Origin of the sequence: Microbacterium sp. Leaf288 (assembly GCF_001422925.1) — a bacterium.
Classification (GTDB): domain Bacteria; phylum Actinomycetota; class Actinomycetes; order Actinomycetales; family Microbacteriaceae; genus Microbacterium.
Window position 1 is genome coordinate 534602 of sequence record NZ_LMNI01000010.1, and the last position, 26197, is coordinate 560798.

23 protein-coding genes are annotated in these 26197 nt (G+C 71.1%); 4 read left to right on the forward strand and 19 right to left on the reverse strand.

Annotated elements, in window-relative coordinates; translation table 11 throughout:
• Positions 1 to 5 precede the first annotated feature (5 nt).
• The 12 genes from era to ASF40_RS06575 all read right to left on the reverse strand — a co-directional run bounded on the left by era (position 6) and on the right by ASF40_RS06575 (position 12290).
• Positions 6 to 950 (reverse strand): GTPase Era, encoded by a 945-nt coding sequence (gene era / locus ASF40_RS06520; protein WP_056367379.1) that lies wholly within the window; start codon positions 948 to 950, stop codon positions 6 to 8.
• Positions 947 to 2299, reverse strand: coding sequence for a hemolysin family protein (locus ASF40_RS06525; protein ID WP_056367380.1), 1353 nt, complete (start codon positions 2297 to 2299; stop codon positions 947 to 949). The genes era and ASF40_RS06525 overlap by 4 nt, the downstream gene beginning before the upstream one ends.
• Positions 2296 to 2766, reverse strand: coding sequence for an rRNA maturation RNase YbeY (gene ybeY / locus ASF40_RS06530; protein WP_056367381.1), 471 nt, complete (start codon positions 2764 to 2766; stop codon positions 2296 to 2298). The genes ASF40_RS06525 and ybeY overlap by 4 nt, the downstream gene beginning before the upstream one ends.
• On the reverse strand, positions 2763 to 3794 hold the full coding sequence (locus ASF40_RS06535; RefSeq protein ID WP_235560184.1) for a PhoH family protein: 1032 nt from the start codon (positions 3792 to 3794) through the stop codon (positions 2763 to 2765). Before ASF40_RS06535 ends, ybeY begins: the two co-directional genes overlap by 4 nt.
• Before the next feature lie 52 nt (positions 3795 to 3846).
• Positions 3847 to 4194, reverse strand: a complete 348-nt coding sequence (locus tag ASF40_RS06540) for an HIT domain-containing protein (protein WP_056367383.1) — start codon at positions 4192 to 4194, stop codon at positions 3847 to 3849.
• Between the two features lie 65 nt (positions 4195 to 4259).
• Positions 4260 to 4997 carry a 16S rRNA (uracil(1498)-N(3))-methyltransferase gene (locus tag ASF40_RS06545; protein WP_056367384.1) on the reverse strand — a complete coding sequence of 246 codons (738 nt, stop codon included), beginning with the start codon at positions 4995 to 4997 and terminating at the stop codon, positions 4260 to 4262.
• Positions 4998 to 5000: 3 nt separating this feature from the next.
• Entirely contained in the window at positions 5001 to 6116 is a 1116-nt protein-coding gene (gene dnaJ, locus ASF40_RS06550; protein WP_056367385.1) for a molecular chaperone DnaJ, read from the reverse strand.
• Between the two features lie 51 nt (positions 6117 to 6167).
• Positions 6168 to 7208, reverse strand: a complete 1041-nt coding sequence (hrcA, locus tag ASF40_RS06555) for a heat-inducible transcriptional repressor HrcA (protein WP_056367386.1) — start codon at positions 7206 to 7208, stop codon at positions 6168 to 6170.
• A 128-nt stretch (positions 7209 to 7336) separates the two neighbouring features.
• On the reverse strand, positions 7337 to 8554 hold the full coding sequence (gene hemW / locus ASF40_RS06560; RefSeq protein WP_056367387.1) for a radical SAM family heme chaperone HemW: 1218 nt from the start codon (positions 8552 to 8554) through the stop codon (positions 7337 to 7339).
• Positions 8555 to 8561: 7 nt separating this feature from the next.
• The gene (locus tag ASF40_RS06565; RefSeq protein WP_056367388.1) at positions 8562 to 9212 is read right to left on the reverse strand and encodes a DUF1990 family protein; all 651 of its coding nucleotides are present in this window, start codon (positions 9210 to 9212) and stop codon (positions 8562 to 8564) included.
• A 27-nt stretch (positions 9213 to 9239) separates the two neighbouring features.
• Positions 9240 to 11090 carry a translation elongation factor 4 gene (gene lepA / locus ASF40_RS06570; RefSeq protein WP_056367389.1) on the reverse strand — a complete coding sequence of 617 codons (1851 nt, stop codon included), beginning with the start codon at positions 11088 to 11090 and terminating at the stop codon, positions 9240 to 9242.
• A 57-nt stretch (positions 11091 to 11147) separates the two neighbouring features.
• A complete protein-coding gene (locus ASF40_RS06575; RefSeq protein WP_056367390.1) occupies positions 11148 to 12290 on the reverse strand; it encodes a pyridoxal phosphate-dependent aminotransferase in 1143 nt (380 codons plus the stop codon).
• A gap of 40 nt (positions 12291 to 12330) precedes the next feature.
• On the opposite strand from ASF40_RS06575, the gene ASF40_RS06580 reads away from it, so the two are divergent.
• Entirely contained in the window at positions 12331 to 13056 is a 726-nt protein-coding gene (locus tag ASF40_RS06580) for an alpha/beta fold hydrolase (RefSeq protein WP_056367391.1), read from the forward strand.
• Here the strand turns inward: ASF40_RS06580 and ASF40_RS06585 are convergent.
• Together ASF40_RS06585 and ASF40_RS06590 are read right to left on the reverse strand one after the other, a co-directional pair.
• Entirely contained in the window at positions 13045 to 14295 is a 1251-nt protein-coding gene (locus ASF40_RS06585) for an MFS transporter (protein WP_157549469.1), read from the reverse strand. The genes ASF40_RS06580 and ASF40_RS06585 overlap by 12 nt on opposite strands.
• Positions 14292 to 15650, reverse strand: a complete 1359-nt coding sequence (locus tag ASF40_RS06590; RefSeq protein WP_056368284.1) for a GH1 family beta-glucosidase — start codon at positions 15648 to 15650, stop codon at positions 14292 to 14294. Before ASF40_RS06590 ends, ASF40_RS06585 begins: the two co-directional genes overlap by 4 nt.
• A gap of 239 nt (positions 15651 to 15889) precedes the next feature.
• Between ASF40_RS06590 and rpsT the strand changes: the two genes are divergently transcribed.
• A complete protein-coding gene (gene rpsT, locus ASF40_RS06595) occupies positions 15890 to 16150 on the forward strand; it encodes a 30S ribosomal protein S20 (protein WP_056367392.1) in 261 nt (86 codons plus the stop codon).
• A gap of 87 nt (positions 16151 to 16237) precedes the next feature.
• On the opposite strand, the gene holA is transcribed toward rpsT, so the two are convergent.
• From holA to ASF40_RS06620, 5 genes are all read right to left on the reverse strand, one after another.
• Positions 16238 to 17275, reverse strand: coding sequence for a DNA polymerase III subunit delta (gene holA, locus ASF40_RS06600; RefSeq protein ID WP_056367393.1), 1038 nt, complete (start codon positions 17273 to 17275; stop codon positions 16238 to 16240).
• A 43-nt stretch (positions 17276 to 17318) separates the two neighbouring features.
• A complete protein-coding gene (locus ASF40_RS06605) occupies positions 17319 to 19709 on the reverse strand; it encodes a ComEC/Rec2 family competence protein (protein ID WP_056367394.1) in 2391 nt (796 codons plus the stop codon).
• Between the two features lies 1 nt (position 19710).
• Positions 19711 to 20334 carry a ComEA family DNA-binding protein gene (locus ASF40_RS06610; protein WP_056367395.1) on the reverse strand — a complete coding sequence of 208 codons (624 nt, stop codon included), beginning with the start codon at positions 20332 to 20334 and terminating at the stop codon, positions 19711 to 19713.
• A gap of 91 nt (positions 20335 to 20425) precedes the next feature.
• The gene (gene leuS / locus ASF40_RS06615; protein ID WP_157549472.1) at positions 20426 to 23026 is read right to left on the reverse strand and encodes a leucine--tRNA ligase; all 2601 of its coding nucleotides are present in this window, start codon (positions 23024 to 23026) and stop codon (positions 20426 to 20428) included.
• Positions 23027 to 23087: 61 nt separating this feature from the next.
• Positions 23088 to 24404 carry an anthranilate synthase component I family protein gene (locus ASF40_RS06620; RefSeq protein ID WP_056367397.1) on the reverse strand — a complete coding sequence of 439 codons (1317 nt, stop codon included), beginning with the start codon at positions 24402 to 24404 and terminating at the stop codon, positions 23088 to 23090.
• A gap of 42 nt (positions 24405 to 24446) precedes the next feature.
• Here ASF40_RS06620 and ASF40_RS06625 point away from each other — a divergent pair, with 42 nt between their 5' ends.
• Both ASF40_RS06625 and ASF40_RS06630 read left to right on the forward strand, forming a co-directional pair.
• Positions 24447 to 25124: a DedA family protein gene (locus tag ASF40_RS06625; RefSeq protein ID WP_056367398.1), complete on the forward strand. Its 678-nt coding sequence runs from the start codon at positions 24447 to 24449 to the stop codon at positions 25122 to 25124.
• Between the two features lie 4 nt (positions 25125 to 25128).
• A complete protein-coding gene (locus ASF40_RS06630) occupies positions 25129 to 26184 on the forward strand; it encodes an App1 family protein (protein WP_056367399.1) in 1056 nt (351 codons plus the stop codon).
• Positions 26185 to 26197 lie beyond the last annotated feature (13 nt).

The window sequence follows — 26197 nt, forward strand, 5'->3', positions numbered from 1 at the left end:
CGCCGTCAGAAGCCGAGGCGCCCCAGCTGCTTGGGGTCGCGCTGCCATTCCTTCGCGATGCGCACGTGAAGCTTCAGGAACACCTTGGTGCCGACGAGCGGTTCGATCTGCGCGCGGGCGCGGGCGCCGACGTCGCGCAGCCGAGAGCCCTTGTGGCCGATGATGATGCCCTTCTGGCTGTCGCGCTCGACGACGATGTCGGCGTAGATGTCGGTCAGGTCGGAATCCTCGCGGGGCTGCACCTCTTGCACGACGACCGCGATCGAGTGCGGCAGCTCGTCGCGCACGCCGTCGAGGGCGGCCTCGCGGATGATCTCGGCGATGCGGTCCTCGGTCGACTCGTCGGTGACGACACCCTCGGGGTACAGTGCGGGGCCCTCCGGCATGAGGGCGAGCAGCTCGTCGCTCAGGACCTCGAGCTGGTCGCGCGTGAAGGCGGACAGCGGGATGACGGCGGCCCAGTCCTCACGAAGCTGGTCGACCTCGATGAGCCGCTCGGTGATCTCGTCACGGGTCGCGGCATCCGTCTTCGTCACGATCGCGACCTTCTTCGCGCGGCCGTACCCGCTGAGCGACTCCGCGATGCGGCGGTCGCCGGGGCCGACCTTCTCGGTCGCGGGCACGCAGAACCCGATGACGTCGACGTCGCCGAGCACCTGCTCGACGAGGTCGTTGAGCCGTTGCCCGAGCAGGGTGCGGGGCTTGTGGAGTCCGGGGGTGTCGACGATGACGAGCTGACCGCCGGGCCGATTCAGGATCCCGCGGATCGCCCGGCGCGTGGTCTGGGGCTTGTCGCTCGTGATCGCGACCTTCTCGCCGACCAGGGCGTTCGTCAGCGTCGACTTGCCGACGTTGGGGCGCCCGACGAACGTGACGAAGCCGGAACGGCCTTCATCGGACGCGCGGGTCGATTCCGCCTCGGATGCCGGCGTGGGGTCGTTCTCGGTCATGACGTCTCTTCCTTCCGAGGCAGCCGGATCTCGCCGGTGCGGGGGCTCACGATGCGGATCTCGCCCGTGCGCGGTGAGCGGCCGATGTCGAGAGCAGGATCGCCGCGCTCGACGAACACCGTCGAGATCCCGCGCCCGCGTCCGCGCGACGCACCCCCGGTGAGCACGAGGCCGGCGTACTCGGCCGTGGCGCCCGGCTGCGGCACGCGGCCCAGGGCCTTGCCCAGCAACCCGCCGATGGAGTCGACGTCCTCGTCCTCGAGCTCCAGACCGAACAGGTCGCCGACCTCGTCGAGCCCGAGGCGGGCGCTCACGCGGTAGTGACCGGGCTCGAGCTCGGTCACCTCCTCGGCGCGCGGGTCGTACTCGTCCGAGATGTCGCCGACGAGCTCCTCGATGAGGTCTTCGAGCGTGACGAGTCCGGACACGCCGCCGTACTCGTCGACGACGAGACACACGTGCACGGCATCGCGCTTCATCTGCTGCAGCAGCGTCTCGGCCTTCATCGACTCGGGGACGAACACCGCCGGCCGCGCGATCCGGCTGATCGGGGCATCCCGCCACCCGGTCTCGTCGCGGAAGCCGAACTGCACCAGGTCCTTGAGGTACAGCACTCCGACCACGTCATCCGCATCGTCGTCGACGATCGGCATACGCGAGACGCCCTTCTCGAGGAACAGCGTCATCGCCTCGCGCGTCGAGGTCGAGGCATCCACTGTCACCATGTCGGTGCGCGGCACCATCACGGCCCGCACGAACGTGTCGGTGAAGTCGAACACCGAGTGGATCAGCTCGCGGTCGTCCTGTTCGATGAGCTCGTTCTCGGCCGCCTCGTCGATGATGCTGAGCAGCTGCTCCTCCGACGCGAAGGACGATCCTCGCGACGCGCCCGGCGTGATGCGCGTGCCGAGCGCGACGAGCCCGTGCGCGAGCGGCCCCAGGATGATGCGCACCCCGCGGACCACCGGAGCCGCCCCGCGCAGCAGTCCGCGCGCGTGCAGCCGTCCCACCGACCGCGGACTGGCGCCGACGACGACGTACGAGACGCCGGTCATGAGCAGGGCCGCCGCCAGCATCGCCCACCAGATGCTGTCGAAGAGGTCGACGAAGGCGACGGTGACGAGTACGGCGGCCGTCGTCTCGGCCAGCACGCGGATGAAGATCACGGCGTTGGCGTGCGCGTCGGGGTCGTCCGCGATCTTCCGCAGCGACGCCGCGTTGCGGCCGCCTGCTCCGAGCTCGGCGAGGTCCGCGCGGGAGGTGACGCTGAGCGCCGCGTCGATCGCGACCATGAGGGCGCCGAACGCGAGCAGGAGCGCTGCGGCGACGAGAAGAAGGGCGGCGGTCATGCGCGAGGTCGTCGGCGTTCGGATGCCTGGAACGAGGTGATGAGCTCGCGCTGCAGTCCGAACATCTCCCGCTCCTCCTCCGGCTCGGCGTGGTCGAAGCCGAGGAGGTGGAGCAGGCCGTGCGTGGTCAGGAGGATGAGCTCGTCGAGCGTGGAGTGCTTCGCGGCCACCGCCTGGGTCTCGGCGACCTGCGGGCACAGCACGATGTCGCCCAGGAGGCCTGGAGGCGTGGGAGCGTCCTCCGTGCCGGGACGCAGCTCGTCCATCGGGAAGCTCAGCACGTCGGTCGGGCCCGGCTCGTCCATCCACTGGACGTGCAGCGCCTCCATCGCGCCCTCGTCGACCAGGAGGATCGCGACGTCGGCGTCGGGGCTGACGTGCAGTTCGGCGAGGTTGTGCTCCATGAGGCGCAGCAGGACCGTCTCATTGACGGCGATCCCCGATTCGTTGCCGATCTCGATGGTCATGGGCGTCCTCGCTTCGGAAGGTGGTCACGGGGTCCGCCGCCGCGCACGGTGGCGGTGCGGCGTTCGGCGCGGTTGGCGAACTCGGATGCCTCGTCCCGTTCGCGACGCGCGGCCATCCGGCGCTCGTCGTATTCGCTGTAGGCGTCGACGATGCGGCCCACCAGGGTGTGGCGCACGACGTCGTCGCTGGTCAGGTACGAGAAGTGGATGTCGTCGATGTCGCCGAGCACGCGGGTCACCAGCCGCAGGCCCGACGCGCCCTGCGGCAGGTCGATCTGCGTGATGTCACCGGTCACCACCATGCGCGTGCCGAAGCCGAGACGCGTGAGGAACATCTTCATCTGCTCGGGGGTGGTGTTCTGCGCCTCGTCGAGCACGACGAACGAGTCGTTGAGGGTACGGCCGCGCATGTAGGCCAGCGGCGCGACCTCGATCGTGCCGGTCGCCATGAGCTTGGGCACGAGCTCCGGGTCCATCATCTCGTTGAGTGCGTCGTACAGCGGGCGCAGGTACGGGTCGATCTTGTCGGTGAGCGTGCCGGGCAGGAAGCCGAGCCGCTCCCCCGCCTCGACGGCCGGCCGCGTCAGGATGATGCGGCTGACCTCCTTGCGCTGGAGCGCCTGGACGGCCTTCGCCATCGCGAGGTACGTCTTGCCCGTACCGGCCGGACCGATGCCGAACACGATGGTGTTCTCCTCGATCGCGTCGACGTACGCCTTCTGGCCGAGGGTCTTCGGGCGGATGACCTTGCCTCGCGACGACAGGATGGCCTCGCCCAGCACCTCGGACGGCCGCGGGCCGCCCTCGCTGCGGAGGATGCGGTTCGACGACGCGACGTCGTCCTCGCCGAGCGAGTGACCCGCTCGGGTCATCGCGACGAGCTCGTCGACCAGCGTCCGTGCCGCCGCGACGGCCGGCGCCTCGCCCGTGAGGGTGATCTCGTTGCCGCGCACATGCACGTCGACACCCGGGTGCTCCTTCTCGACGACCCGCAGCAGCCGGTCCTGCGGACCGAGAAGCTGCACCATCGCGACGCCGTCGACCTCGACGTGGTCGCTCACCGTCTCATGACCGGGGTGATCAGGCACCGACACTCTTCTCTTCGAGGCCTCCCGCGAGCACATGGGCGTGCACGTGGAAGATGGTCTGGCCCGCGTTCGGGCCGGTGTTGAAGACCAGGCGGAAGTCCCCGTCCGAATGATCGGCGGCGACCGTGTTCGCGAGTCCTACGAGCTCCGCCATGAGGTCCGGGTCGCCGGCGGCGAGCTCAACGACGTTGCGGTACTCGTCGGTCTTGGGGATCACCAGCAGGTGCACAGGCGCCTTCGGGGCGATGTCACGGATGGCGAATGCGTTCTCGGTCTCTGCGATGATCTCGGACGGGATCTGCCCGTCCAGGATGCGCGTGAAGATCGAAGGCTCACTCATGTCGCAAGTCTACCGACGGGGCCCTGCGACCGGCTCCGGGAGCGGTCGGTGACCCTGTCGGACCGTCACCACCGCCCGAGCGCGGTGCTGACGACGGCCAGCGCCGCGGGACCCGCGGTCGACGTGCGCAGCACCGTGTCGCCGAGACGCACGCCTCGCGCGCCCGCGGCCGCGAGGGCGTCGAGTTCTTCGGGGGCGATGCCGCCTTCGGGCCCGACGACGAGCACGATGTCGCGCTGCTCACCCGGGTCGACCGCGAGTGCACTGAGCCGCTCGGTCGCCGTCGGCTCGAGGATCAGGACGACGGATGCTGCCGCCCGGCGCACGAGCGCCGCGGTCGTGGTCAGCTCCGCCACCTCCGGCACCCACGCGCGGTGGGCCTGCTTCGCGGCCTCCCGCACGATGCTCGCCCAGCGGGCGCGGCCCTTCGCGGCCTTCGCCGCGTCCCAGCGGGACACGCTGCGCGCGGCCTGCCACGGCACGATCTCGTCGACGCCGAGCTCGGTCGCCGCCTGCACGGCGAGCTCGTCCCGATCCCCCTTGGCGAGGGCCTGCACGAGCACGATGCGCGGGCTCGGGGGCGCAGCATCCGTCCGTCCGTCGATGCGCACGACCACCTCGCGGGGCGCCACCGACTCGACCGTGCCGGTGAGCCACGTGCCGCGGCCGTCACCGACCGTGACCTCCTCGCCGACGCGCACCCGGCGCACCGTCGAGGCGTGGTGGGCCTCCGCGCCGGTGAGCGTCACGGTGTCGCCGGGAGCGGCGCCGACGGGCTCGTCGAGGAGGAAGTGCAGTGCCACGGGTCAGCTGTTCCGGAACCGATCGCGGAGCTTCGCGAACAGGCCCTGGTGGAACTCTGCGAGCTTGGGGGCCGGCGCCTTGGTGCGCTTCGCGAAGTCCTCGATGAGGGCGCGCTCCTTGTGGTCGAGACGCGTGGGCGTGACCACGTGCACGCCGACCTTGAGGTCGCCGCGCTGCGAGCCGCGCAGCGGCGTGATGCCGCGGCCCTTGATCGTCAGGATGTCGCCCGCCTGCACACCTGCCCGCACTTCGAGGTCGACCGGGCCGTCGAGGGACTGGATTGTCGTCGTCGTGCCGAGGATGGCGTCGGGCATCGACACTTCGAGCGTCGCCAGCAGGTCGTCGCCGTCACGGCTGAACACCTCGTGCGGCTGCACCGTGACCTCGATGTACAGGTCGCCGTTGGGGCCGCCGGCCGGGCCGACCTCGCCCGAACCCGGCAGCTGCAGGCGGAGTCCGGTCTCGACGCCGGCCGGGATGTCGAGCGACACGGTGCGGCGGGCGCGCACGCGGCCCTGGCCCTGGCAGGTGGCGCACGGGTACGGGATGGTGGTGCCGTAGCCCTGGCAGACGTTGCACGGCTGCGTCGTGACGACGTTGCCGAGGAGGCTGCGCACCTGGCGCTGCACGTTGCCGGTGCCGTGGCAGATGTCGCACGTGACGGGGCTCGTCCCGGGCTGGCAGCACGAGCCCTGACAGGTCTCGCACACGACGGCCGTGTCGACCTCGATGTCGCGGTGGGTGCCGAACACCACATCGCCGAGCTCGAGGGTGACGCGGACCAGGGCGTCCTGCCCGCGCTCGCGGCGCGATCGCGGCCGGCCGCCGCGCGATCCGCCCGCCGCACCGAAGAAGGTCTCGAAGATGTCGTTGAACCCGCCGAAGCCGCCGGCCCCGCCGCCGAACGGCGAGTCACCGCCGCCCATGTCGTAGCGGGCGCGCTGCTCGGGGTCGCTGAGGACGTCGTACGCGTGCGTCACGAGCTTGAAGCGCTCGGATGCCTCCTCGCCCGGGTTCACATCCGGGTGCAGCTGACGGGCCAGCCGCCGGTAGGCCTTCTTGATCTCGTCGGTGGAGGCGTCGCGTGAGACGCCGAGGACCTCGTAGTGGTCAGCCACTTTCGCCTTCCTGCCGCGGCCGCGCCGCGGGATCGTGTGTGCGCGCGTGCGTCAGCGGGAGCTGTCGTCCTGCTCGAGCATGCGCGTGAGATAGCGCGCGACGGCGCGGACCGTCGCGAGGTTCGTGGGGTAGTCCATGCGCGTCGGGCCCAGCACGCCGACGCGGGCGAGGGAGCCCGTCGCGTCGTAGTCGCTCGCGACGACGGATGCCTCGGCCAGGCCGAACGCCTCGTTCTCGCGGCCGATGCTCGCCGCGAGGCCCTGCTCGTCGGCGACCATCTCGCCCATCAGCCGCAGCAGGGTCACCTGCTCCTCGATCGCCTCGAGGAGCGGATAGATGCTGCCGCGGAAGTCGGATTCTCGGCGTGCGAGGTTGGCGCTGCCGGCCATCACGAGCTTGTCCTGGCGGAACTCCTCGAGCTCCTCGGCGACGGCGCGGACGATCTCGTCGGTCGCGCGCTCGTGCGCCGGAGCCTGCGCATCCGGTCCCTCGAGGCGCTCGGCGATGCGCTGGAGTCCCTCGCGGACGGGCCGGCCGACCAGCAGGGTCCCGAGCCCGGCACGGATGTGCGCGAGGTCGACGTCGTCGAATTCCTCGCCGACGAATGTCAGGCGCTGCGACACGCGTCCCGTGTCGGTGACCACGATCACCAGCATCCGTCCGCCGCCGAGCTGGACCAGCTCGACGTGCGTGACGGTCGCGCGCGCGAACGACGGGTACTGCACGATCGCGACCTGGCCGGTCAGCTGCGTGAGCGCGCGCACGGTGCGCACGAGGACGTCGTCGAGGTCGCCGGAGCCGTCGAGGAACGCGGCGATGGCCGCCCGTTGGGCCGGCGAGAGCGGCCGGAGCTCCGCGAGATGGTCGACGAAGACGCGGTAGCCCTTGTCTGTGGGCACGCGGCCCGACGAGGTGTGCGGTGCGACGATGAGCTCTTCGTCTTCGAGCAGCGCCATGTCGTTGCGGATCGTCGCGGCCGACACTCCGAAGGCGTGCCGTTCGACGATCGCCTTGCTGCCGACCGGTTCGCGCGTGTCGACGTAGTCCTGGACGATCGCCCGCAGCACCTGCAGACCTCGTTCGCTGACCATCCCGCCTCCCCACGCCACAGCTGGCACTCGCATGACTGGAGTGCCAATTCTATCCGATGCCCCTGCCAGGATCGTCGAGCGACGCCGGGATGGATTGCGAAGCCGTCCGACGCACGATCGCGCCGGGGCTAATCGGTGAGCGCCCGCACGACCGCGTCGGCGAGCAGCCGGCCGCGCCGCGTGAGCACGACCCTCCCGCGCAGCGCGGCGGGACCCTCGATCAGCCCGTCCGCGATCAGCGCGGCGACCGCGTGACGGCCTTCGCCGCGGAGCTCCTCGACGGGGAGGCCCTCGCGGATGCGGGTGCGCAGCAGCACGCTCTCGAGGTTTCGGGCCGCGGCATCCGGGATCTCCCGCCCAGCGGCCGGCGACTCCCCTGCGGACAGCCGCTGCGCGTAGGCGGCAGGGTGCTTGACGTTCCAGAACCGCACGCCGGCGACGTGGCTGTGCGCGCCGGGGCCGAAGCCCCACCAGTCTGCGCCGACCCAGTACGCGAGGTTGTGGCGGGAGCGGTGTGCGTCACCACGCGCCCAGTTCGACACCTCGTACCAGTCGAATCCCGCGCCCGCGAGCAGGTCGTCGGCGAGCTCGTACATGTCGGCCTGCACGTCGTCGTCGGGTGCGACGACCTCACCACGGCGGATCTGGCGAGCGAGCTTGGTGCCGTCCTCGATGATGAGCGCGTACGCCGAGATGTGGTCGGGCTCGAGGGACACCGCCGCCTCCAGCGACGTGCGCCAGTCGTCGAGCGATTCACCCGGCGCGCCGTAGATGAGGTCGACGCTGACGTCGAGCCCGGCCTCGCGCGCCGCGGCCACCGCGGTGCGGACGTTGTCGGGATCGTGCGTGCGATCCAGGGCCGCGAGGACGTGCGGGACGGCCGACTGCATGCCGATGGAGAGGCGCGTCACCCCGGATGCCGCGAGCTCGGCAGCAACCGCGGGCGTCACCGTGTCGGGGTTGGCCTCGACCGTGATCTCGGCCCCGTCCGCGACACCGAATGTGTTCCGCACGCCGGCCAGCATGCGTGCGAGGTCGCCGGGCGGGAGCAGCGTCGGGGTGCCGCCGCCGAAGAACACCGTGGACGCGGGACGGTTCCCGCCGGCGCGCTCGAGCACGGGCGCCGCCAGCTCGATCTCTCGAAGGAGCGTGTCGGCGTACTCGTCCTGGCGGGCGCCGCGCAGCTCGGAGGACGTGTACGTGTTGAAGTCGCAGTACCCGCAGCGGACGCGGCAGAAGGGGACGTGCAGATACACGCTGAACTCTGCGGCCGGATCGATGCGCGTGCCAGCCGGCAGCGAGCCGTCCGAGGGAACGGGCTCGCCGAGCGGAAGAGCGGAGCCCATCAGCGCCTCACGCGGGAGTCGTGTACAGCGGCGAGATCGCGCGCAGGTACCGCGTGAACAGCTCGCGACGACGGCGCTTCGTGAGCCCCGGAAGCATCCGGTACAGCACGGCACGGGGCGCATCGAAAGCGCGGACGGTGAACCAGACCTCGTCGTTGTCGTACCAGTCGAGCATGAACGACTCCTCGCCGCTCACGACGGAGTCGCTCACGGTCCCGAGCGCGAAGCCCACCCGCCGAGGCTCCTCGACGGCGAAGATGACGCGCAGCTCCGCGTCGGCTCGCAGCCCCTTGACGCGACCGTCGACGCGGATCGTCGTGCCGGCGCCGACGAACGGGGTGCCGTCCGCGTCGAAGCGCTGCTCGGCCTCGGAGCGACTGGGCCCCACGGGGTTGCCCTCGGCGTCGAAGCTCACCCCCGAGTACATGGGACCGGAGGCGGGCCGCACATCGGTGACGTCGAGCCCGGCACCGCGCTGCGCGGTCCACGACATCAGCGCCTCGCTCGCGGCGCGGAAGCGCGCTTCGCCGCTGCCGATCCGCCACGACTGCTCTGCCGGGATGCTGCGCTCCGGCGGATACTGCATCAGATCCGGCGCTTGGGTCGCCCCGACAGCGGCATAGTCGACGGTGTCGTCACGGAAGGTTCCTCGACGCATGGATTCCAGCCTACTTCGCGAGTCGCATCACTTCTTGGCAGGACCCTCGACGTCGCCTGAGAGCGCGGCGATGAACGCCTCCTGGGGGACCTCGACGCGACCGACCATCTTCATGCGCTTCTTGCCCTCCTTCTGCTTCTCGAGGAGCTTGCGCTTGCGGGAGATGTCGCCGCCGTAGCACTTGGCGAGGACGTCCTTGCGCATCGCGCGGATGTTCTCGCGGGCGATGATGCGGGCGCCGATGGCGGCCTGGATGGGCACCTCGAACTGCTGGCGAGGGATGAGCTTGCGCAGGCGCTCGGTCATCATCGTGCCGTAGGCGTACGCCTTCTCGCGGTGCACGATCGAGCTGAACGCATCGACCTTGTCGCCCTGCAGCAGGATGTCGACCTTCACGAGGTCGGCGGTCTGCGAGCCGGCGGGCTCGTAATCGAGGCTCGCGTAGCCCTGCGTCTTGGACTTCAGCTGATCGAAGAAGTCGAAGACGATCTCGCCGAGGGGCATGTGGTAGCGCAGCTCGACGCGGTCCTCGCTGAGGTACTCCATGCCCAGGAGCGATCCGCGGCGCGACTGGCACAGCTCCATGACGGTGCCGACGTAGTCCTTGGGGAGCAGGATGCCGACCTTCACGACCGGCTCCGACACCTCGGCGACGCGCCCATCCGGGTACTCGCTCGGGTTGGTCACGACGACGGTGTCGCCGGTGTCGGTCGTGACCTCGTACGTCACCGAGGGCGCCGTCGTGATGAGGTCGAGGTCGAACTCGCGCGAGAGGCGCTCGGTGATGATCTCGAGGTGCAGCAGGCCCAGGAAGCCGCAGCGGAAGCCGAAGCCGAGCGCCACCGACGTCTCGGGCTCGTACTGGAGGGACGCGTCCGACAGCTTGAGCTTGTCGAGGGCCTCACGCAGGTCGGCGTAGTCGCTCTGGTCGATGGGGTAGATCCCCGAGAAGACCATCGGCTTCGGGTCGGTGTAGCCGGCGAGGGCGTCGGTCGCGGGCTTGCGATGGTTGGTGACGGTGTCGCCGACCTTGGACTGGCGGACGTCCTTCACGCCGGTGATCAGATAGCCGACCTCGCCGACGCCGAGCCCCTTCGTGGGGACGGGCTCCGGGCTCGACACGCCGATCTCGAGGAGGTCGTGCGTCGCCTTCGTCGACATCATCTGGATGCGCTCGCGCGGCTCCAGCTTGCCGTCGACCATGCGGACGTAGGTCACGACGCCGCGGTAGGAGTCGTACACCGAGTCGAAGATCATCGCGCGGGCAGGGGCATCCGCGTTCCCCTTCGGAGCGGGGATCTGCTCCACGATGCGGTCGAGCAGCGTCTCGACGCCCATGCCGGTCTTGCCGCTTACCCGCAGCACGTCATCGGGCGAGCCGCCGATGAGGCCAGCCAGCTCTGCGGCGTACTTCTCGGGGTCGGCGGCCGGCAGATCGATCTTGTTGAGCACCGGGATGATGTGCAGGTCGTTCTCGAGCGCGAGGTAAAGGTTCGCGAGGGTCTGCGCCTCGATGCCCTGCGCGGCGTCGACCAGGAGGATCGCGCCCTCGCAGGCGGCCAGCGAACGCGAGACCTCGTACGTGAAGTCCACATGGCCGGGGGTGTCGATCATGTTGAGCGCGAAGGTCTGGTCGGCGGTGGCCCAGGGCATGCGCACGGCCTGCGACTTGATCGTGATGCCGCGCTCGCGCTCGATGTCCATGCGGTCGAGGTACTGCGCGCGCATGTCGCGGTCGGAGACGACGCCGGTGATCTGCAGCATGCGGTCGGCCAACGTCGACTTGCCGTGGTCGATGTGGGCGATGATGCAGAAGTTGCGGATCAGCTCGGGCGGCGTGGCAGAGGGCTCGAGGGGCTTCAGGGCGCGCGGTGACATGTCCAGACGATTGTACGGGTGCGCGCCGCTCGGCGAACCCCGGCGACGGCGTCCGGGTCAGGCAGGAGCGGGGATGCGGCTCAGCCCGTCGAGCAGCTCGTCGCGGTCGCTGGCCACGCACACGCGGATCCAGCCCTCGCCCGAGGCGCCGAACGCGCTTCCCGGGGCGACGGCGACACCCTGCTCATCGAGGAACCGCTCGCACCAGGCGACGACATCGCCGCCGGAGACGTGCGCGACGTCGATCCAGAGATAGAACGCCCCTGTGGGGTCGAGGTAGCGCAGTCCCCGGGCGTCGAGGAGCGCCGTCGCGGCGGCGAGGTTGTCGCGGTAGTGCGCCGCACTGCGGGCGACGGCCACCTGGTCGCCGGTGAGGGCCTCGGCGGCCGCCCGCTGCGACGGCTCGTCGACGCAGCTGACCACGGACTCCTGCACACGCAGCATGGTCTGCCGCCATCCCGGGGGCGTGACCAGCCACCCGACCCGCGCGCCGGTCATCGCGTAGGTCTTCGACATCGAGAACACCGACAGCACGCGGCCGTCGTCATCGAGCGTCGCGGGGCTCACGTGCGGCTCGCCCCACGTGAAGCGCTCGTACACCTCGTCGCTGATGAGCCACAGGTCGTGGCGGCGCGCCAGGGCGATGAGCGCCTCCAGCGTCGGGCGGTCGAACGTCGACCCGAGCGGGTTGGAGGGGGTGTTCACGATGATCGCGCGCGCCCGCGGGGTGACCAGCGACTCGAGCTCGGCGAGATCGGGCTGGAACGCGCGTCCGGGGCGCAGCGGATACGGCACCGGCGTCGCCTGCAGGAGATGGGCGTTCATCGTGAACGTCGTGTACCCGGGGTCGGGCACGAGCACTTCGTCGCCGTGCGAGAGGGTGAGCGCCATCGCCAGGTGCAGCGCCTGGGTCGCGCCGACCGTCACCCAGATCTGCTCCAGGTCGACGTCCAGGGCGTTCTCGCGGGCGAGCTTGTCCCGGATCGCTTCCCGCAGCGCCGGGATCCCGCCGTTCGGGGTGTAGCGGATCGCCCCCTCGCGCCACGCCTCGGAGGCGGCATCCCTGATCCGCTCCCCCGCGACCTCTGCGGGCTCGCCCACCGCGAGGATGATCGTGCCGGGGCGGCGCAGGGCGCGCTCGAGGATGTGACGCACGCCGGAGCCCGGCATGCGCGCGATGTGCGGGGCGATCTCGGGCATGCCGCCATGCTAAGCGGGCGTGCACGGCTACCCTGGCGTCATGGTCGTCCAGGTCGTGCTCGTGCACGGCATCCGGACGTCCGCCACGATGTGGCGCGCGCAGGTCGAGTACCTGGCGGCCCGCGGGAACCCCGTCACCGCTGTCGACCTGCCCGGCCACGGCTCGCGGATGACCGAGGCGTTCACCCTCGAGGCGGCGCTCGAGACGATCGATTCCGCGGTGCGTGCCGCCGCGGAGCGCGGCCCCGTGCTGTTGTCGGGGCACTCGATGGGCGGCCTGCTGTGCATCGAGTACGTCGGTGCCGAGGACCCGCCGCCCGTCGCGGGATTCGTCGCGGCGTCCTGCACAGCGATCCCTCGCGGCGTGGGGCTCGCGACGTACCGCGTGCTCGCCCGCGGCTTCGATTCCCTGCCTGATCGCGGGATGTGGCTGACCGACCGCATGCTCGATCGCATCCTCCCCGACGAGACCCGCGCAGACTTCGGCGCCGGCGGCTACGCGCTGGATGCGCAGGACATCGCGCTGCGCAGCCTCTCGGTGCTCGATCTGCTCGCGGCCCTCCATCGCATCGACGTGCCGCTGTGGTTCGTCAACGGGCAGTGGGACCAGCTGCGCGTGAACGAGAAGCTGTTCATGAGGGTCGCGCAGCACGCAGAGCTCATCGTCGTGCCGCGGACGACCCATCACGTGACGGTGATGCGTCCGCGCGTCTTCGACGCGGTGCTCGAGGTTGCGCTCACGACCCTGGAGGCGTCACACGGCTGACGGCTGCCGCTCGCGGCTGCCGATCGCGTATGTCATGAAGCCGCCCGCGATCGACAGGACGCCCCCCACGAGGAACAGCAGCCAGAAGCCGCCCACGAGGGCGACGAGACCGGCGCCGAGGAGCGGGCCGATGAGCTGGCCGAGGCTCGCCGAGACGTTCACGAAGCCGAGGTCGCGGGCGTGGTCCTCGGGGAAAGGGAGCAGGTCCGTGCCCAGGGCGAGTCCCACCGACATGTACGCGCCGTAGCCGACGCCGAGGAGAGCCGCCGCGATCATCGCGGTGGTGAGCGACGGCGCCACCACCAGGATGATCGACGCGAGACCCTGGACGACGGCCGACCACACCACGAACGGGATCCGTCGCCCGGTGCGGTCCGAGATCCACCCCGACGCGATCGAGGAGCCCACCACGAACACGGTGTAGACGAGGATCAGGAGCAGCAGCTCGTCCTCGGCCGTCGCGGGGTCGCGGTGCAGTCCGTACAGCAGGAAGAACAGCAGCAGGCCGGTTCCGAGCGCGTTGCCGATGTTCACGGTGAGGCGCCCGGCGAGCAGCCACGCGAAGTCGCGATCGCGCAGCGCCGCGAGCCGTTCGCCGAGCGTGCGCACCTGGCGGGCGACGGCGACGTCCGAACGCGCGGGCGGATCGGGCAGCAGGAGCGCCGCCGCCGTGCCCACCACCGCGAGGAAGCCGGCGAGAACGAGGTACCCGACCACCACGCCGAGCTCGAGCAGCACGATCACGCCGACACCCACGACGATGCCGAGGGCCTGCGATGAGGAGACGGCGGCGGATGCTGCTCCCCGCTGCGTCGTCAGCTGATCGGCGATGAGGGCGGTGAAGGCCGCCGAGGCCACCGCGACGCCGACGGAGACGCCGACCCACGCGAGGCCCACGCCCCACGGACCGGACGCGAACGCGATTGCGGCGAGCGACGCGGTGCCGAGCCACACTCCGCCGAGCGCCCAGGGGCGCCGGCGCCCCATCCTGCCGCGGGTGCGGTCGGACAGACCGCCGGCGACGGGGGCGGCGATCACGCCGGCGACGCCGCCCATCGCCAGCACGAGGCCGGACGACACCACACCCGACACCCACCCGTCGGCATCGTCCGGCGTGTTGAGCTGCAGCGGGATGAGCAGCTGCAGCGGCGTGAGCTGCACCGTCCACAGCGCGAGCCACGCGAGCGTGAAGAGCGTGAACCAGCCCGCGCCGACCCTGGCGCCCGGCCGGACGCTCACGCGCGTGCCTCCGCGATGAGGGCGCGGTACCAGTCGAACGACGCCTTCGGCGTTCGTGCCGAGGTGTCGAAGTCGACGTGGACGAGGCCGAACCGCTGGGACCAGCCGTCCGCCCACTCGAAGTTGTCCAGGAGCGACCACACCGTGTACTCGCGCACGTCGACGCCCGCAGCGGCGGCCGCGCCGACGGCATCGATGTGCCCCGCGAGGTACGAGATGCGCTCCGCGTCGGGGACGGGTCCGTCGACGTGGTCCGGCTCGGGGAACGACGCCCCGTTCTCGCCGATGACGAGCGATGGCAGGCGGTCGCCGTAGCGCTCGCGGAAATCGAGCAGGAGGCCCGTGAGGGCCGCGGGCACGATCGGCCACTCGGAGCCGAAGCCCGTGACGGGCGCGCCGGGCGTGGGCACGATCTCGAACGGGACGGGGCTGCCCTCGGGCGCGGCGGCGACCGTCGTCGGGTTGTAGAAGTTGATCCCGTAGAAGTCCCCCGGCGCTGAGATCAACTCCAGATCGCCGTCCTCCACGGGCATCGGCGGGATGCCGAACGCCTCGAGGTCGGGGTAGGCGCCGGTCAGTACGGGGTCGGCGAAGACGCGGTTGTGGAGCAGGTCGTACACGGCCGCGGCCGCGAGGTCGGCATCCGTCTGGCTCGCCGGGAGCACGAGGGTGTGATTGTTGACGAGCCCGACCTCCTCGGCGCCCGCCGCGCGCAGCGTGCGGAGGGCGAGGCCGTGCGCGAGCAGCTGGTGGTGCACGGTCGGCAGCGCGCCGAACAGCAGCTGCTTGCCCGGCGCGAGAGTGCCGACGGCATAGCCCTGCAGCGACGTCGAGACCGGTTCGTTGAGCGTGTACCAGTGACGGATGGTGTCGCCCAGCGACTGCGCGACGATCTCGGCGTACTCGCCGAACCGCAGAGCCGTGTCGCGGTCGAGCCACCCGCCGCGCTCTTCGAGGACGCTCGGTAGATCCCAGTGGTAAAGGGTCGCGAAGGGCGTCACGCCGGCCTCGAGCAGATCGTCGGCGAGTCGTCGGTAGTAGTCGAGTCCGGCCCGGCTGACAGGGCCGCCGGGCTCAGGCTGGATCCGCACCCACGAGATGGAGAAGCGGTAGCGATCGACGCCGAGCGCGGTCAGCAGCGCGACATCCTCGCGATGACGCCGGTAGCTGTCGGGACCCGGGTCCGCCGTCGCCCCGTCGCGCACCGCGCCAGGCGTCGCGACGAAGTCGTCCCAGATCGACCGCCCGCGTCCGTCAGCGGCACGCGAGCCCTCGATCTGGAACGCGGCGGTGGCCGCCGACCACCGGAAGCCCGGCGGGAACGGCGAGAGATCGACAGACGGATGCTGCGGCACGGCGGACTCCTTCGTCACGGAGCGCGCATCCCCAGCGGTGCGCGCACCCACGCGTAGATCATGCATCATCGAAGGGGTCTGCCGTGCAGGCCTGTGGACGTCCATGAGTGATCGGTTCACCTGGTAGAATCCTTGTTTGGCTTGCGTGTGGGTTCGCCCTCACGACCGCCGCGAAGCGCCCCTCTCTCGCTGACCGGCACATAAATCCGATTCACCTTCGAACGAAAGAACGTCGACACGTGGCGAACATCAAGTCGCAGATCAAGCGCAACAAGACCAACGAGAAGGCGCGCGAGCGCAACAAGGCCGTCAAGAGCGAGCTGAAGACGCACGTGCGTCGCACCCGCGAGGCCGTCGCGGCCGGCGACAAGGCCGCGGCCGAGAAGGCGCTGGGCACGGCGACCAAGAAGCTCGACAAGGCGGTCAGCAAGGGCGTCATCCACAAGAACCAGGCGGCGAACCGCAAGTCGGCCATCGCCAAGCAGGTCTCCGCTCTCTGAGCCTCTGACAAGCTCCGCGACCCTCGAGTCGCGTGAAGGCCCGTCCCGCGAGGGGCGGGCCTTTCGCTTGCGTTCGCGGGCGCCGCGTCAGGCGCCGTACGGTGCACGCGTGGCGATCACCGTGATCATGCGCTCGAGGGCGAACACCGCGTCGCGCGAGCCGCCTTTGACCTCAGCATCCGCCCGTGCCGTCGCCTGGATCGCACGGCCGAGGCTCTCTTCGTTCCAGCCGACCAGGTCGCGGCGCGCGCGATCGATCTGCCAGTCCTTCATGCCCAGTCGCGAAGCGAGGGCCTTCGCCGGCTCGCGGTTGCCCGCGACCCGCGCCATCGTGCGCAGCTTCATGGCGACGGCCGCGACGAGCGGCACCGGGTCGGCGCCCGAGGCCAGGGCGTGCCGGAGCGCGATGAGCGCCTCGCCGTAGCGCCCCGCGAGCGCGGTGTCGGCGACCGCGAAGGCCGACGTCTCGACGCGGCCACCGTAGTAGCGCTCGACCACCTGGTCGGTGATGTCGCCGGGGACGTCCGCGATGAGCTGCTGGCACGCCGCCGCGAGCTCGGTGAGGTCGTCGGCGAACGCGGAGACGAGCGTGCGCAGCGCGGTCGGCGCGATGCGCTTCTTCGCAGCCTGGAACTCGCCCGCGGCGAAGTCGAAGCGGTCCGAGTCGCGCTTGACGGCCGGGCATGCGATCTCGACGCCCGAGCCCTCCCCCGCACGGATCGCGTCGAGCAGCTTCTTGCCGCGCACACTCGCACCGGTGTGCCTGAGCACGACCGTCGCGCCGTCCTGCGGCGCGGCGAGGTAGGCGACGGCCTCGGCGAGGAACGTGTCGGAGCACTTCTCGACGCCGCTCACCCGGACAAGCCGAGGCTCGCCGAACAGCGACGGCGACGTGACGCCGAGGAGCGTTCCGGCGGCGTAGTCGTCCGCGCGGACGTCGGACACCTCGAGCGTCGGGTCTTCGGCGCGCAGGTAGTCGCGCACGCCCGCGATCGCCCGTTCGGCGCAGACCTCCTCCGGCCCCGAGACGAGCACGATCGGCGCCGGCTGCGGAGCCCGCCAGGACAGCTGGGGAATGGCGCTGCGCGCGGCCTTCGCGGGTGCTCGGCGTGCGGGGGAAGCCATTGCCCCAGCCTACCGACGCCCACCGACGGCGGCCGCCCTCTCCTCATCCGCCGCGGTCGCGCCAGATCGCCACGGAACCGGCCTCGGCGCTCCACAGCGCGATCGCGCCGTCGCGGTCGGTGCGTGCGATCGTCGCGTCGACGTCGGCGAGGATCTTGAGCGCCTCGTCGCGCGGATGCCCGTAGTCGTTGCCGGCGCCCACTGTGACGAGCGCGATCGACGGCCGTGCGGCGGCGTAGAGCTCTGCGTGCTGATCGGCGCTGCCGTGATGAGCCGTCTTGACGATCGCGTACGGCGGATCCAGCACCCCCGACGCCGTCAGGAGCCGCTGCGGCGAGGCCGAGAGGTCGCCGAGCAGGAGTGTCGGAGGGATGCCGCCGCCTCGGACGTCGAGCACGACGCTGGCGTCGTTGCCCGACGGGAAGGCGCGGCTGCCGGCCTTGGGCCAGAGCACCCGCCACCGTGCACCTCCCAGCGACCCGCTGAGGCCGGCCGACGCCTCGGTCGCCCGGGCTCCCCGCGCCGTCAGCGATGCGATCGCTGATTGCCCCTTCGCATCGCCCGGTCCGTGGAGCACCGTGCCGATACGACCGCGCACCGCGTCGAGCCCGCCGACGTGGTCGAGGTCGTAGTGGGTGAGGACGAGCAGGTCGATGCGATCGATGCCGGCTCGCGAGAGACAGGCGGCGAGCGCTTCAGGGTCGGGCCCGGTGTCGATCAGCGCGACGGCGCCCTCCGACCGGAGCAGGACCGCATCTCCTTGGCCGACGTCGCACGCGAGCAGCGCCCAGGTGCCGGGGAGGGTCCATCGGCCGGCGAGCGTGGTCAGGGCTGCGGCGCCGAGCCCGCCACCGGTGAGCACCGCGACGACCACGATCGCGATCCCGCGTGTGGCCCGTCGAGCCCTCGAGCCGCCACGCTCGAGCGCGATCGCGAGCCCGATCGACAGGCCGACCCCGGCGAGGGCCACCGCGCCCGGGATGCCCTCCAGCCAGGGCAGCGCGTCGGCCGGAAGCGTCGACGCGGTCGTCGCCGTCGCGGCGATCCACGATGCCGGCAGCCAGGCGAGCGCTGCGAGACCCGACTGCAGCCACGGCAGCGGTCCGCTGAGACACGCCGCGAGCCCCAGCACGGTCGCGGCCGGTGCGGCGGGTCCGGCGAGAAGGTTCGCGAGCACGCCGTAGACGGGCACCGTCGGCTCGATGAGGATCAGCAGCGGGCCGCACGCGAGCTGGGCGGCGAGGGGCACCGCGAGGGCGAGTGCCAGCGGCCGCGGGACTGCTCTGGCGAGGCCGGTGGCCAGCGGGCGCGCCCACAGCAGCAGCGACCCCGTTGCCACGACCGAGAGCGCGAATCCGAGCGAGGCCGCGAGCCACGGATCCAGCACGAGGAGCAGGGCGACGGCGACCGACAGCAGGGCCATGCCCGCACCGGCGCGGCCGAGCAGCACGGCGAGCATCGCGATCGCGGCCATCGCGGCTGCGCGCACGACGCTCGGCTCCGGCGTGACCAGCATCACGAAGCCGGCGAGGACCGCGACCCCGCAGGCGACGCGGAACCGCCGCGATGCGCCCAGCGCGGCGGCGAGGGCGAACGCGATGCCCACGACCAGCGCGCAGTTGGCGCCCGACACGGCGGTGAGATGCGACAGCGAGGACTCCTTCATCGCCGCGTCCAGCGACGGCGACACGACCGACGTGTCGCCCACCGCGAGCCCCGGGATGAGCCCTGCGCCCTCGCCGGGCAGACCGTGCACCGCCGCGACGAGCCCTCGGCGCAGCCCGCCGGCGACGGCTGCGGAGCCGCTCGGGGCCTTCACCACCTCCAGCCCGCGCGACGCCCACACCTCGAGCACCGCCCGCTCCCCCGGTCGCCCCGGCTTCGCCGTGCCGCGGGCGTCGACGGTGGAGCCGACGTCGAGCTGCCAGGGGCGGTCGACGTCCTCCGCTGAGACGCGCACCGTGATCTCGACCGGCGTCGGATGCTTCACGTCGCCGATCCGCACATGCGACGCCCGGGCATCGAAGGCGAGCGAGCCGTCGGCGCGCCGCTCGATCTTGCCGATGACGTCCGCACGGATGTCGACGGCCCGGCCGCCGGTGAGGGCGAGATCCTCGACGGCGGTCCGGGCGGGCTGCGCCAGGGCGACGTGGGACGCGGCTGCCGCAGAAGCCGCCCCCGCGAGCACGACGACCACGAGCGCACGGCGCACGGCGGGCCGAGGCATCCGGAATCGCGTCCGTGCGCCGCCGTGGCGAGACGGAACGCCCTCGCGTGTGCTGAGGCCCAGCACAGCCGTCGTCAGCCCGAGGACGAGCACCCAGAGGGTCAGAGCCATCCAGGGCGCTGCCGCAGGAGTCAGGATCGCGGCGGCGGCGACCGCCCAGCATGCTGCCGCGACCGGTACCAGCCGCAACCCGAGTCGGCGGCGCACGTCACACCGTCACGAGGTCGCGCAGCGACTCGAGCATCTTGTCGCCGATGCCGGGGACGGCGAGGAGATCCTCGACGCTCGTGAACCCGCCGTTGTCGTCGCGCCACGCGATGATGCGCTCGGCCAGCGCCGGCCCGATGCGTGGCAGCGTCTCGAGGACAGTCGCGTCCGCGGTATTGAGATCGACCCGTGTGTCGGCCGGTGCTGCGGGTCCGGGTGCCCCCGCGGTCGGCGGTGCCTCTCCTTCGCGCGGCACCGGCAGCTGTTCGCCGTCGTCGAGCGTGCGCGCCAGGTTGACCGCGTCGCGGTCCGCGTCATCGGCGAACCCGCCGGCGGCCGCGATCGCATCGACGACGCGGGAGCCCGCCGGGAGCATGTAGAGGCCGGGGGTGCGCACCGCTCCCGAGACGTGCACGTAGAGCCGGGATGCGGGCGTCGCCGCGGCCGCGGGCGTCTGGTCGATGACGACCTCGTCGACAGGGGCGATCGCGGCCCGAAGGATGCCGATCCCGACGGTGATCGCCAGCGCGGCGATCACGAGCACGACGACGGCACCGACCCCGAGGCGGCGACGCGCGGCGAGGCGGTCGGACGACGCGCCCTCGGAACGGTCGCCGGCTGTCACGGACCCACGGTAGGAGGCGGGAGGGGACGCAGACGCAGCGGGTCCCGGGGATGTGCATATCCCCGGGACCCGGTCCTCCTGTGGAGGAGGCTCAGTGCGTGCTGAAGCTCACGACCTTCGGCGGGCGGACGACCACCCGGGTGATCTCGCGTCCTGCGAGCGAGCGCACGACCTTCTCATCGGCGCGGGCGAGTCGCTCGAGCTCTGCGGCGTCGATGCGGGCGGGCACCCGGAGGGTGCCGCGCACCTTGCCGTCGACCTGCACGACCGCGGTGACGCTCTCCTCGACGAGGAGGGTCGGGTCGGCGGTGCGCCACGGCACCAGGCCGACGAACCGGTCGTACCCGAGGATCTCCCACATCTCCTCCGCCAGGTGCGGAGCGAACAGGTCGAGGATCATCGCCGTGGCCTCAGCGGCCTCGCGGACGGCGGGGTCGGCGGGCCCGGCGCCGGTGTCGATGGTCTTGCGCGTCGTGTTCACCAGCTCCATGAGGCGCGCCACGACGACGTTGAACTTGGTCTGCTCGACGAGCCCCGGAGCGTCCGCGAGCAGGCGGTGGGTCACACGCCGCAGCGAGACGTCGCCCTCGGCCCACACCACGTCGGGATCGCTCGTGACGTCCGAGGCGACCCGCCAGGCGCGGGCGAGGAACTTCTGGGCACCCGTGGTCGACACGTCCTCCCAGTTGATGTCGTCCTCGACAGGTCCGGCGAACGCGATCGCGGTGCGCACCGCGTCGGCGCCGGGATCGACCATGCTCGACGCGAACTCGACCAGGTTGCCCTTCGACTTCGACATCTTCGAGCCGTCGAGGAGCACCATGCCCTGGTTGATGAGGCTCGAGAAGGGCTCGGTGAAATCGATGAGCCCCATGTCGAAGAGGACCTTGGTGATGAACCGCGCGTAGAGCAGGTGCAGGATCGCGTGCTCGACGCCGCCGATGTACGAGTCGACGGGGGCCCAGCGGTCCGCCTCGCGCGACGGGAAAGCCTCGTTCGGGTCCTTCGGCGCCAGGAACCGCAGGAAGTACCACGAGCTGTCCACGAACGTGTCCATCGTGTCGGGGTCGCGCAGCGCCGGGTCGCCCGTCTCGGGGTCCGTCGCCCTCATCCACTCCGTCGCGCCGCCGAGCGGCGACGTGCCCTTGGGGGCGAGGTCGAGTCCGTGCGCGTCGGGCAGGCGCAGCGGCAGCTGGTCCTCGGGGACGGGCACGATACGGCCGTCCTCGGTGTGGATCATCGGGATCGGCGTGCCCCAGAACCGCTGGCGCGAGATGAGCCAGTCGCGGAGGCGATACGACTTCGCGGCGCGCCCGGTACCGCCGGCCTCGAGCTGCTCGATGATGCGCGCGATGGCGTTGCGCTTGGAGAGTCCGTCCAGCGAGCCCGAGTTGATGAGGCGTCCCTCGCCGGTCAGCGCGATGCCGGTCGTCGCGGGGTCGAGCTCGGACAGCGTCTCGAGGGGGCCCGGATCGATCGGCACACCCTCGTCGTCCAGCTCGATGACCGGGATCGCGCCCGTGATCGGCGCCGTGGTGTCGACGACGACCTTGACGGGCAGATCGAACGCCCGCGCGAAGTCGAGGTCGCGCTGGTCGTGTGCGGGCACGGCCATGACGGCGCCGTGGCCGTAGTCGGCCAGCACGTAGTCCGCGGCCCAGATGGGCAGGCGCTCCCCGTTGACGGGGTTGACGGCGAAGCGGTCCAGGAACACGCCGGTCTTCGGGCGATCGGTGCTCTGGCGCTCGATCTCGGTCTCGCGCTGCACGCTCTCGAGGTAGTCCTGGAAGCGCATGCGCACGTCGGCCGACGAGCCGGCGGCGAGCTCGGCTGCCAGGTCGCTGTCGGGGGCGACGACCATGAAGGTCGCGCCGTGGAGGGTATCGGGTCGGGTCGAGAAGACGGTGACCTTCTCGGCGCGGCCCTCGATCTCGAAGTCGATGTCGGCACCCACCGAGCGGCCGATCCAGTTCCGCTGCATGCGGATGACCTTCTGCGGCCAGAAGCCCTCGAGCTGGTTGAGGTCGTCGAGCAGCCGGTCGGCGTACTCGGTGATCTTGAAGTACCACTGTGTGAGCTTCTTCTTGATCACCTCGGCGCCGCAGCGCTCGCAGTGGCCGTCGACGACCTGCTCGTTGGCGAGCACGGTCTGGTCGTTGGGGCACCAGTTGACCGGGCTCTCCTTGCGGTAGGCCAGGCCGCGCTCGTAGAGGCGCTGGAACAGCCACTGGTTCCAGTGGTAGTACTCGGGGTCGCTCGTGTGGAGGATGCGGCTCCAGTCGTACGACGAGCCGTACTCGCGGAAGCTCTTCTTGTGCTGCTCGATGTTCGCGTAGGTCCACTCGCGCGGGTCGGCCCCGCGCTGGATCGCCGCATTCTCGGCGGGCAGGCCGAACGAGTCCCACCCGATCGGGTTGAGGACGTTGTAGCCGCGGTGACGCCAGAACCGCGCGACGATGTCGACGTAGGCGTAGCTCTCGGCGTGGCCCATGTGGAGGTCGCCGGAGGGGTACGGGAACATGCCGAGCACGTACTTGCGGGGGCGCGTGTCGTCGGCGCCGCCGGCGCGGAACGGGTCGGCCTCGGCCCAGCGCGCCTGCCACTTCTGCTGGATCGAGTAGGCGTCATAGCCCTCTGTGGGCGCAGAGGTGTCGGGGGTTTCGGTCTGACTCACGTGGAAAGTGCCAATCATGGAAGCCGGAAAGCGCGCGCAGCGCGCGAAGCGCGTCTTCCAGGTTAGCGGAACGGGCGGTTCACCAGCCCGGCGGCAATGCGGCGCCCAGCGCGGCAAGCGGCCCGCGCGCCTTGATCCCGACTTCGGCGACCTCGGCCGCGGCATCCGATCGCCACGTGATGCCGCCGCCGGCACCCACGTACGCGTGGTCGGGCCTGACGACGATCGAGCGGATCACCATCGCGAGATCGAGCGCGCCGTCGTCGCCGATCCAGCCGAAGCAGCCCGAGAACACACCGCGCGGGGCACCCTCCAGGCCGTGCAGGATGGTCATCGCAGACAGCTTCGGCGCCCCCGTCATCGAGCCCGCCGGGAATGTCGCCGCCAGCAGATCGTCGAGGGTCGCGCCGGTCGCGAGCGTGCCCGACACGGTGCTCACGAGCTGATGCACCGCGGGGTACGACTCGACCTCGAGAAGCGCGTCAACGCCCACGGTGCCGGCGACGCAGACGCGCGAGAGGTCGTTGCGCATGAGGTCGACGATCATGACGTTCTCGGCGCGCTCCTTCTCGCTCGCGCGCAGTTCCGCGGCCAGCGCGGCGTCCTCCCCGGCGTCCGCGCCGCGCGGCCGGGTGCCCTTGATCGGCCGCGTGTGCACGACCGCACTGCCGTCGGGTGCACCCTCGACGTGGAGGAACTGCTCCGGGCTCGCGCTGAGCAGAGCGGTGTCGCCCGAGCGGATGAATCCCCCGTGGGGCGCGGGCGTGGCCGCCCGGAGGCGGGCATAGACCGCGACGGGATCGACGGATGCCTCGACTTCGAAGCGCGTCGTCAGGCACAGCTGGTACGCGTCGCCCTCGCGGATCGCGTCGCGACAGCGTTCGATGAGGGCGGCGTACTCGTCGGGGCGGTGGCGGGCGCGGGCGACGGTGTCGCGGCCGGCTGTTGAGGGCAGGACGGGCTCGCCGGTCACCGCGGTGACTGCAGTGGCGAGCTCATCGACGTCCGTCGCGGAGCCGTACACGCGGACGCTCTGACGCGCGTGGTCGAATGCGACGAGACGTTCCACCCGCAGCCACAGGTCCTGCGGGACTCCGTCCGCCTCGCGGGACGCAGGCGCGCCCGCGCGCGCCGCTGCGTCGTCGTAGCCGGTCCAGCCCACCCAGCCGCCGCGCAACGGGCTCTCGTCATCGGCAGCAGTGGCGGCCGTGCAGGTCGTCGCCTTCACCTGCGCCGGGTCGTCCGGAGACCCCGCGCCCATCCAGCTCCATCCCTCACGCGCGTCGGGTCCGGCATCGAGCCAGAAGGAGTGCGGCTCGTCCGCGAAGACGGCGCTGAAGACGGATGCCGGATCCACCCAGTGCTCGACGTCCGCGGCGGCGAGGGGCTCCGTCATCTTCCCAGGTTAGAGGGATGCGCAGAGCTCTAGGCTCGTGGCGTGAACGAGTTCCTGACGTGGCTGCTCGACGCCGTGCAGAGCGTCGACCCGATCGTCAGGACGCTCCTCGCCGGATTCGCGATCATGCTCGAGACCAGCGTGCTGATCGGGCTCGTGGTTCCCGGCGACACTGTGGTGATCGTCGCCGGAACCGCCGTCTCGTCCGTGCTGGAGGGCGTGATCCTCGGGATCGCGGTGGTCATCGGCGCCCTCATCGGCGAGAGCATCGGCTTCTGGCTCGGACGCTACCTCGGCCCGCGCATCCAGCACTCCAAGCTCGGGCGCCGTATCGGAGACGAGAACTGGGCGCGCTCGGAGAGATACCTGCGGCGTCGCGGCGGGCCCGCGATCTTCATCTCGCGCTTCCTGCCGGTGCTGCACTCGCTCGTGCCGCTCACCGTAGGGATGAGCGGCTACCCGTATCGGCGGTTCCTCGCATGGACGATCCCGGCGTGCGTGATCTGGTCGACGCTCTACATCTCGGTCGCGGCCGTCGCCGCGGGCACGTACCGTGAGCTCGCGGACCAGCTCCACTACGCGGGCTACATCTTCGTGGGCGTCATCGTGCTGTTCCTGGTGCTCGTCTTCGTCAGCAAGAAGGTCATCGAGCGGGCTGAGCGCAAGCACCTCGAGCACGACGGCACTGACGAGTCCCCCGTGGCGGACATGAAAGACTGAAGGGGTGCCCCACACCGATCCTCAGCATGTGCGCGCGAAGGTCCTGTGGCTCGCACGCCTGGAGTACCGGTTCCACTCATGGCGCGAGCGGCGCGCGCGCCGTCGGGGCCAGACGCCCACCGTCACGCCTTTCCCCGGCTACGGAGGCCCCGGTTGGGTGCGCGTCCTCGGCCGCGTGATGATCGTCCCGCCGGCGAAGCAGACGACCACCGGCGAGTACGCCGGAGTGCGCGGCTGGCGCAGCTTCGCGGCCGTCCCCATCGGGTACGCGCAGGTCACGGTGACGATCGCGGGCCTCGACCACGAGGTCGTCGCCGATCGGGGCGGTGTGATCGACACCAGGCTCCCGGCGGACCTCGAGCCCGGGTGGCAGACCTTCACGGTGTCGGTGGAGGGCGGAACGCCGGTCGAGACACGGGCGTACATCGTCGCGCCGGATGTGAAGTTCGGCATCGTGTCGGACGTCGACGACACCGTCATGGTCACGGCCATCCCCCGCCCGCTCCTCGCGGCGTGGAACTCGTTCGTGGTGAACGAGCACGCCCGCCAGCCGGTCCCCGGCATGGCGGTGCTGATGGAGCGTGTCGTGCGAGAGAACCCCGGCGCCCCGCTCATCTACCTCTCGACCGGTGCGTGGAACATCGCCCCCACCCTCATGCGGTTCCTCAGCCGCCACGTCTTCCCGCCGGGTGCACTGCTGCTCACCGACTGGGGTCCCACCCACGACCGCTGGTTCCGCAGCGGCAAGGCGCACAAGCTCTCCAACCTCCGCCGCCTCGCCGAGGAGTTCCCCCACATGCGGTGGCTCCTCATCGGCGACGACGGCCAGCACGACGACGCGATCTACACGACCTTCACCGACGAGCACCCGTCACGGGTCGTGGCCGTCGCCATCCGCCGCCTCTCCCCCGCGGAGGCGGTCCTCGCCGGCGGCCGCACCGCCGTCAACGACCACGCGGCCGCCGAGGTGCCGTGGGTGAGCGACAGCGACGGCGCCGGCCTGCTCGAGCGGCTGGAGGATGTCGGCGTGCTCGGTGCCGCCGGCGCACTCGAGGGCTGACCGGTCCCCACGG

What these genes read in the sequence shown, in the direction of transcription:
- era (WP_056367379.1), bottom strand. Translation starts at nt 950, where the DNA reads ATGACCGAGAACGACCCCACGCCGGCATCCGAGGCGGAATCGACCCGC.
- ASF40_RS06525 (WP_056367380.1), bottom strand. Translation starts at nt 2,299, where the DNA reads ATGACCGCCGCCCTTCTTCTCGTCGCCGCAGCGCTCCTGCTCGCGTTC.
- ybeY (WP_056367381.1), bottom strand. Translation starts at nt 2,766, where the DNA reads ATGACCATCGAGATCGGCAACGAATCGGGGATCGCCGTCAATGAGACG.
- ASF40_RS06535 (WP_235560184.1), bottom strand. Translation starts at nt 3,794, where the DNA reads ATGGTGCAGCTTCTCGGTCCGCAGGACCGGCTGCTGCGGGTCGTCGAG.
- ASF40_RS06540 (WP_056367383.1), bottom strand. Translation starts at nt 4,194, where the DNA reads ATGAGTGAGCCTTCGATCTTCACGCGCATCCTGGACGGGCAGATCCCG.
- hrcA (WP_056367386.1), bottom strand. Translation starts at nt 7,208, where the DNA reads ATGGTCAGCGAACGAGGTCTGCAGGTGCTGCGGGCGATCGTCCAGGAC.
- hemW (WP_056367387.1), bottom strand. Translation starts at nt 8,554, where the DNA reads ATGGGCTCCGCTCTTCCGCTCGGCGAGCCCGTTCCCTCGGACGGCTCG.
- ASF40_RS06565 (WP_056367388.1), bottom strand. Translation starts at nt 9,212, where the DNA reads ATGCGTCGAGGAACCTTCCGTGACGACACCGTCGACTATGCCGCTGTC.
- lepA (WP_056367389.1), bottom strand. Translation starts at nt 11,090, where the DNA reads ATGTCACCGCGCGCCCTGAAGCCCCTCGAGCCCTCTGCCACGCCGCCC.
- ASF40_RS06575 (WP_056367390.1), bottom strand. Translation starts at nt 12,290, where the DNA reads ATGCCCGAGATCGCCCCGCACATCGCGCGCATGCCGGGCTCCGGCGTG.
- ASF40_RS06580 (WP_056367391.1), top strand. Translation starts at nt 12,331, where the DNA reads ATGGTCGTCCAGGTCGTGCTCGTGCACGGCATCCGGACGTCCGCCACG.
- holA (WP_056367393.1), bottom strand. Translation starts at nt 17,275, where the DNA reads ATGGCTTCCCCCGCACGCCGAGCACCCGCGAAGGCCGCGCGCAGCGCC.
- leuS (WP_157549472.1), bottom strand. Translation starts at nt 23,026, where the DNA reads ATGATTGGCACTTTCCACGTGAGTCAGACCGAAACCCCCGACACCTCT.
- ASF40_RS06620 (WP_056367397.1), bottom strand. Translation starts at nt 24,404, where the DNA reads ATGACGGAGCCCCTCGCCGCCGCGGACGTCGAGCACTGGGTGGATCCG.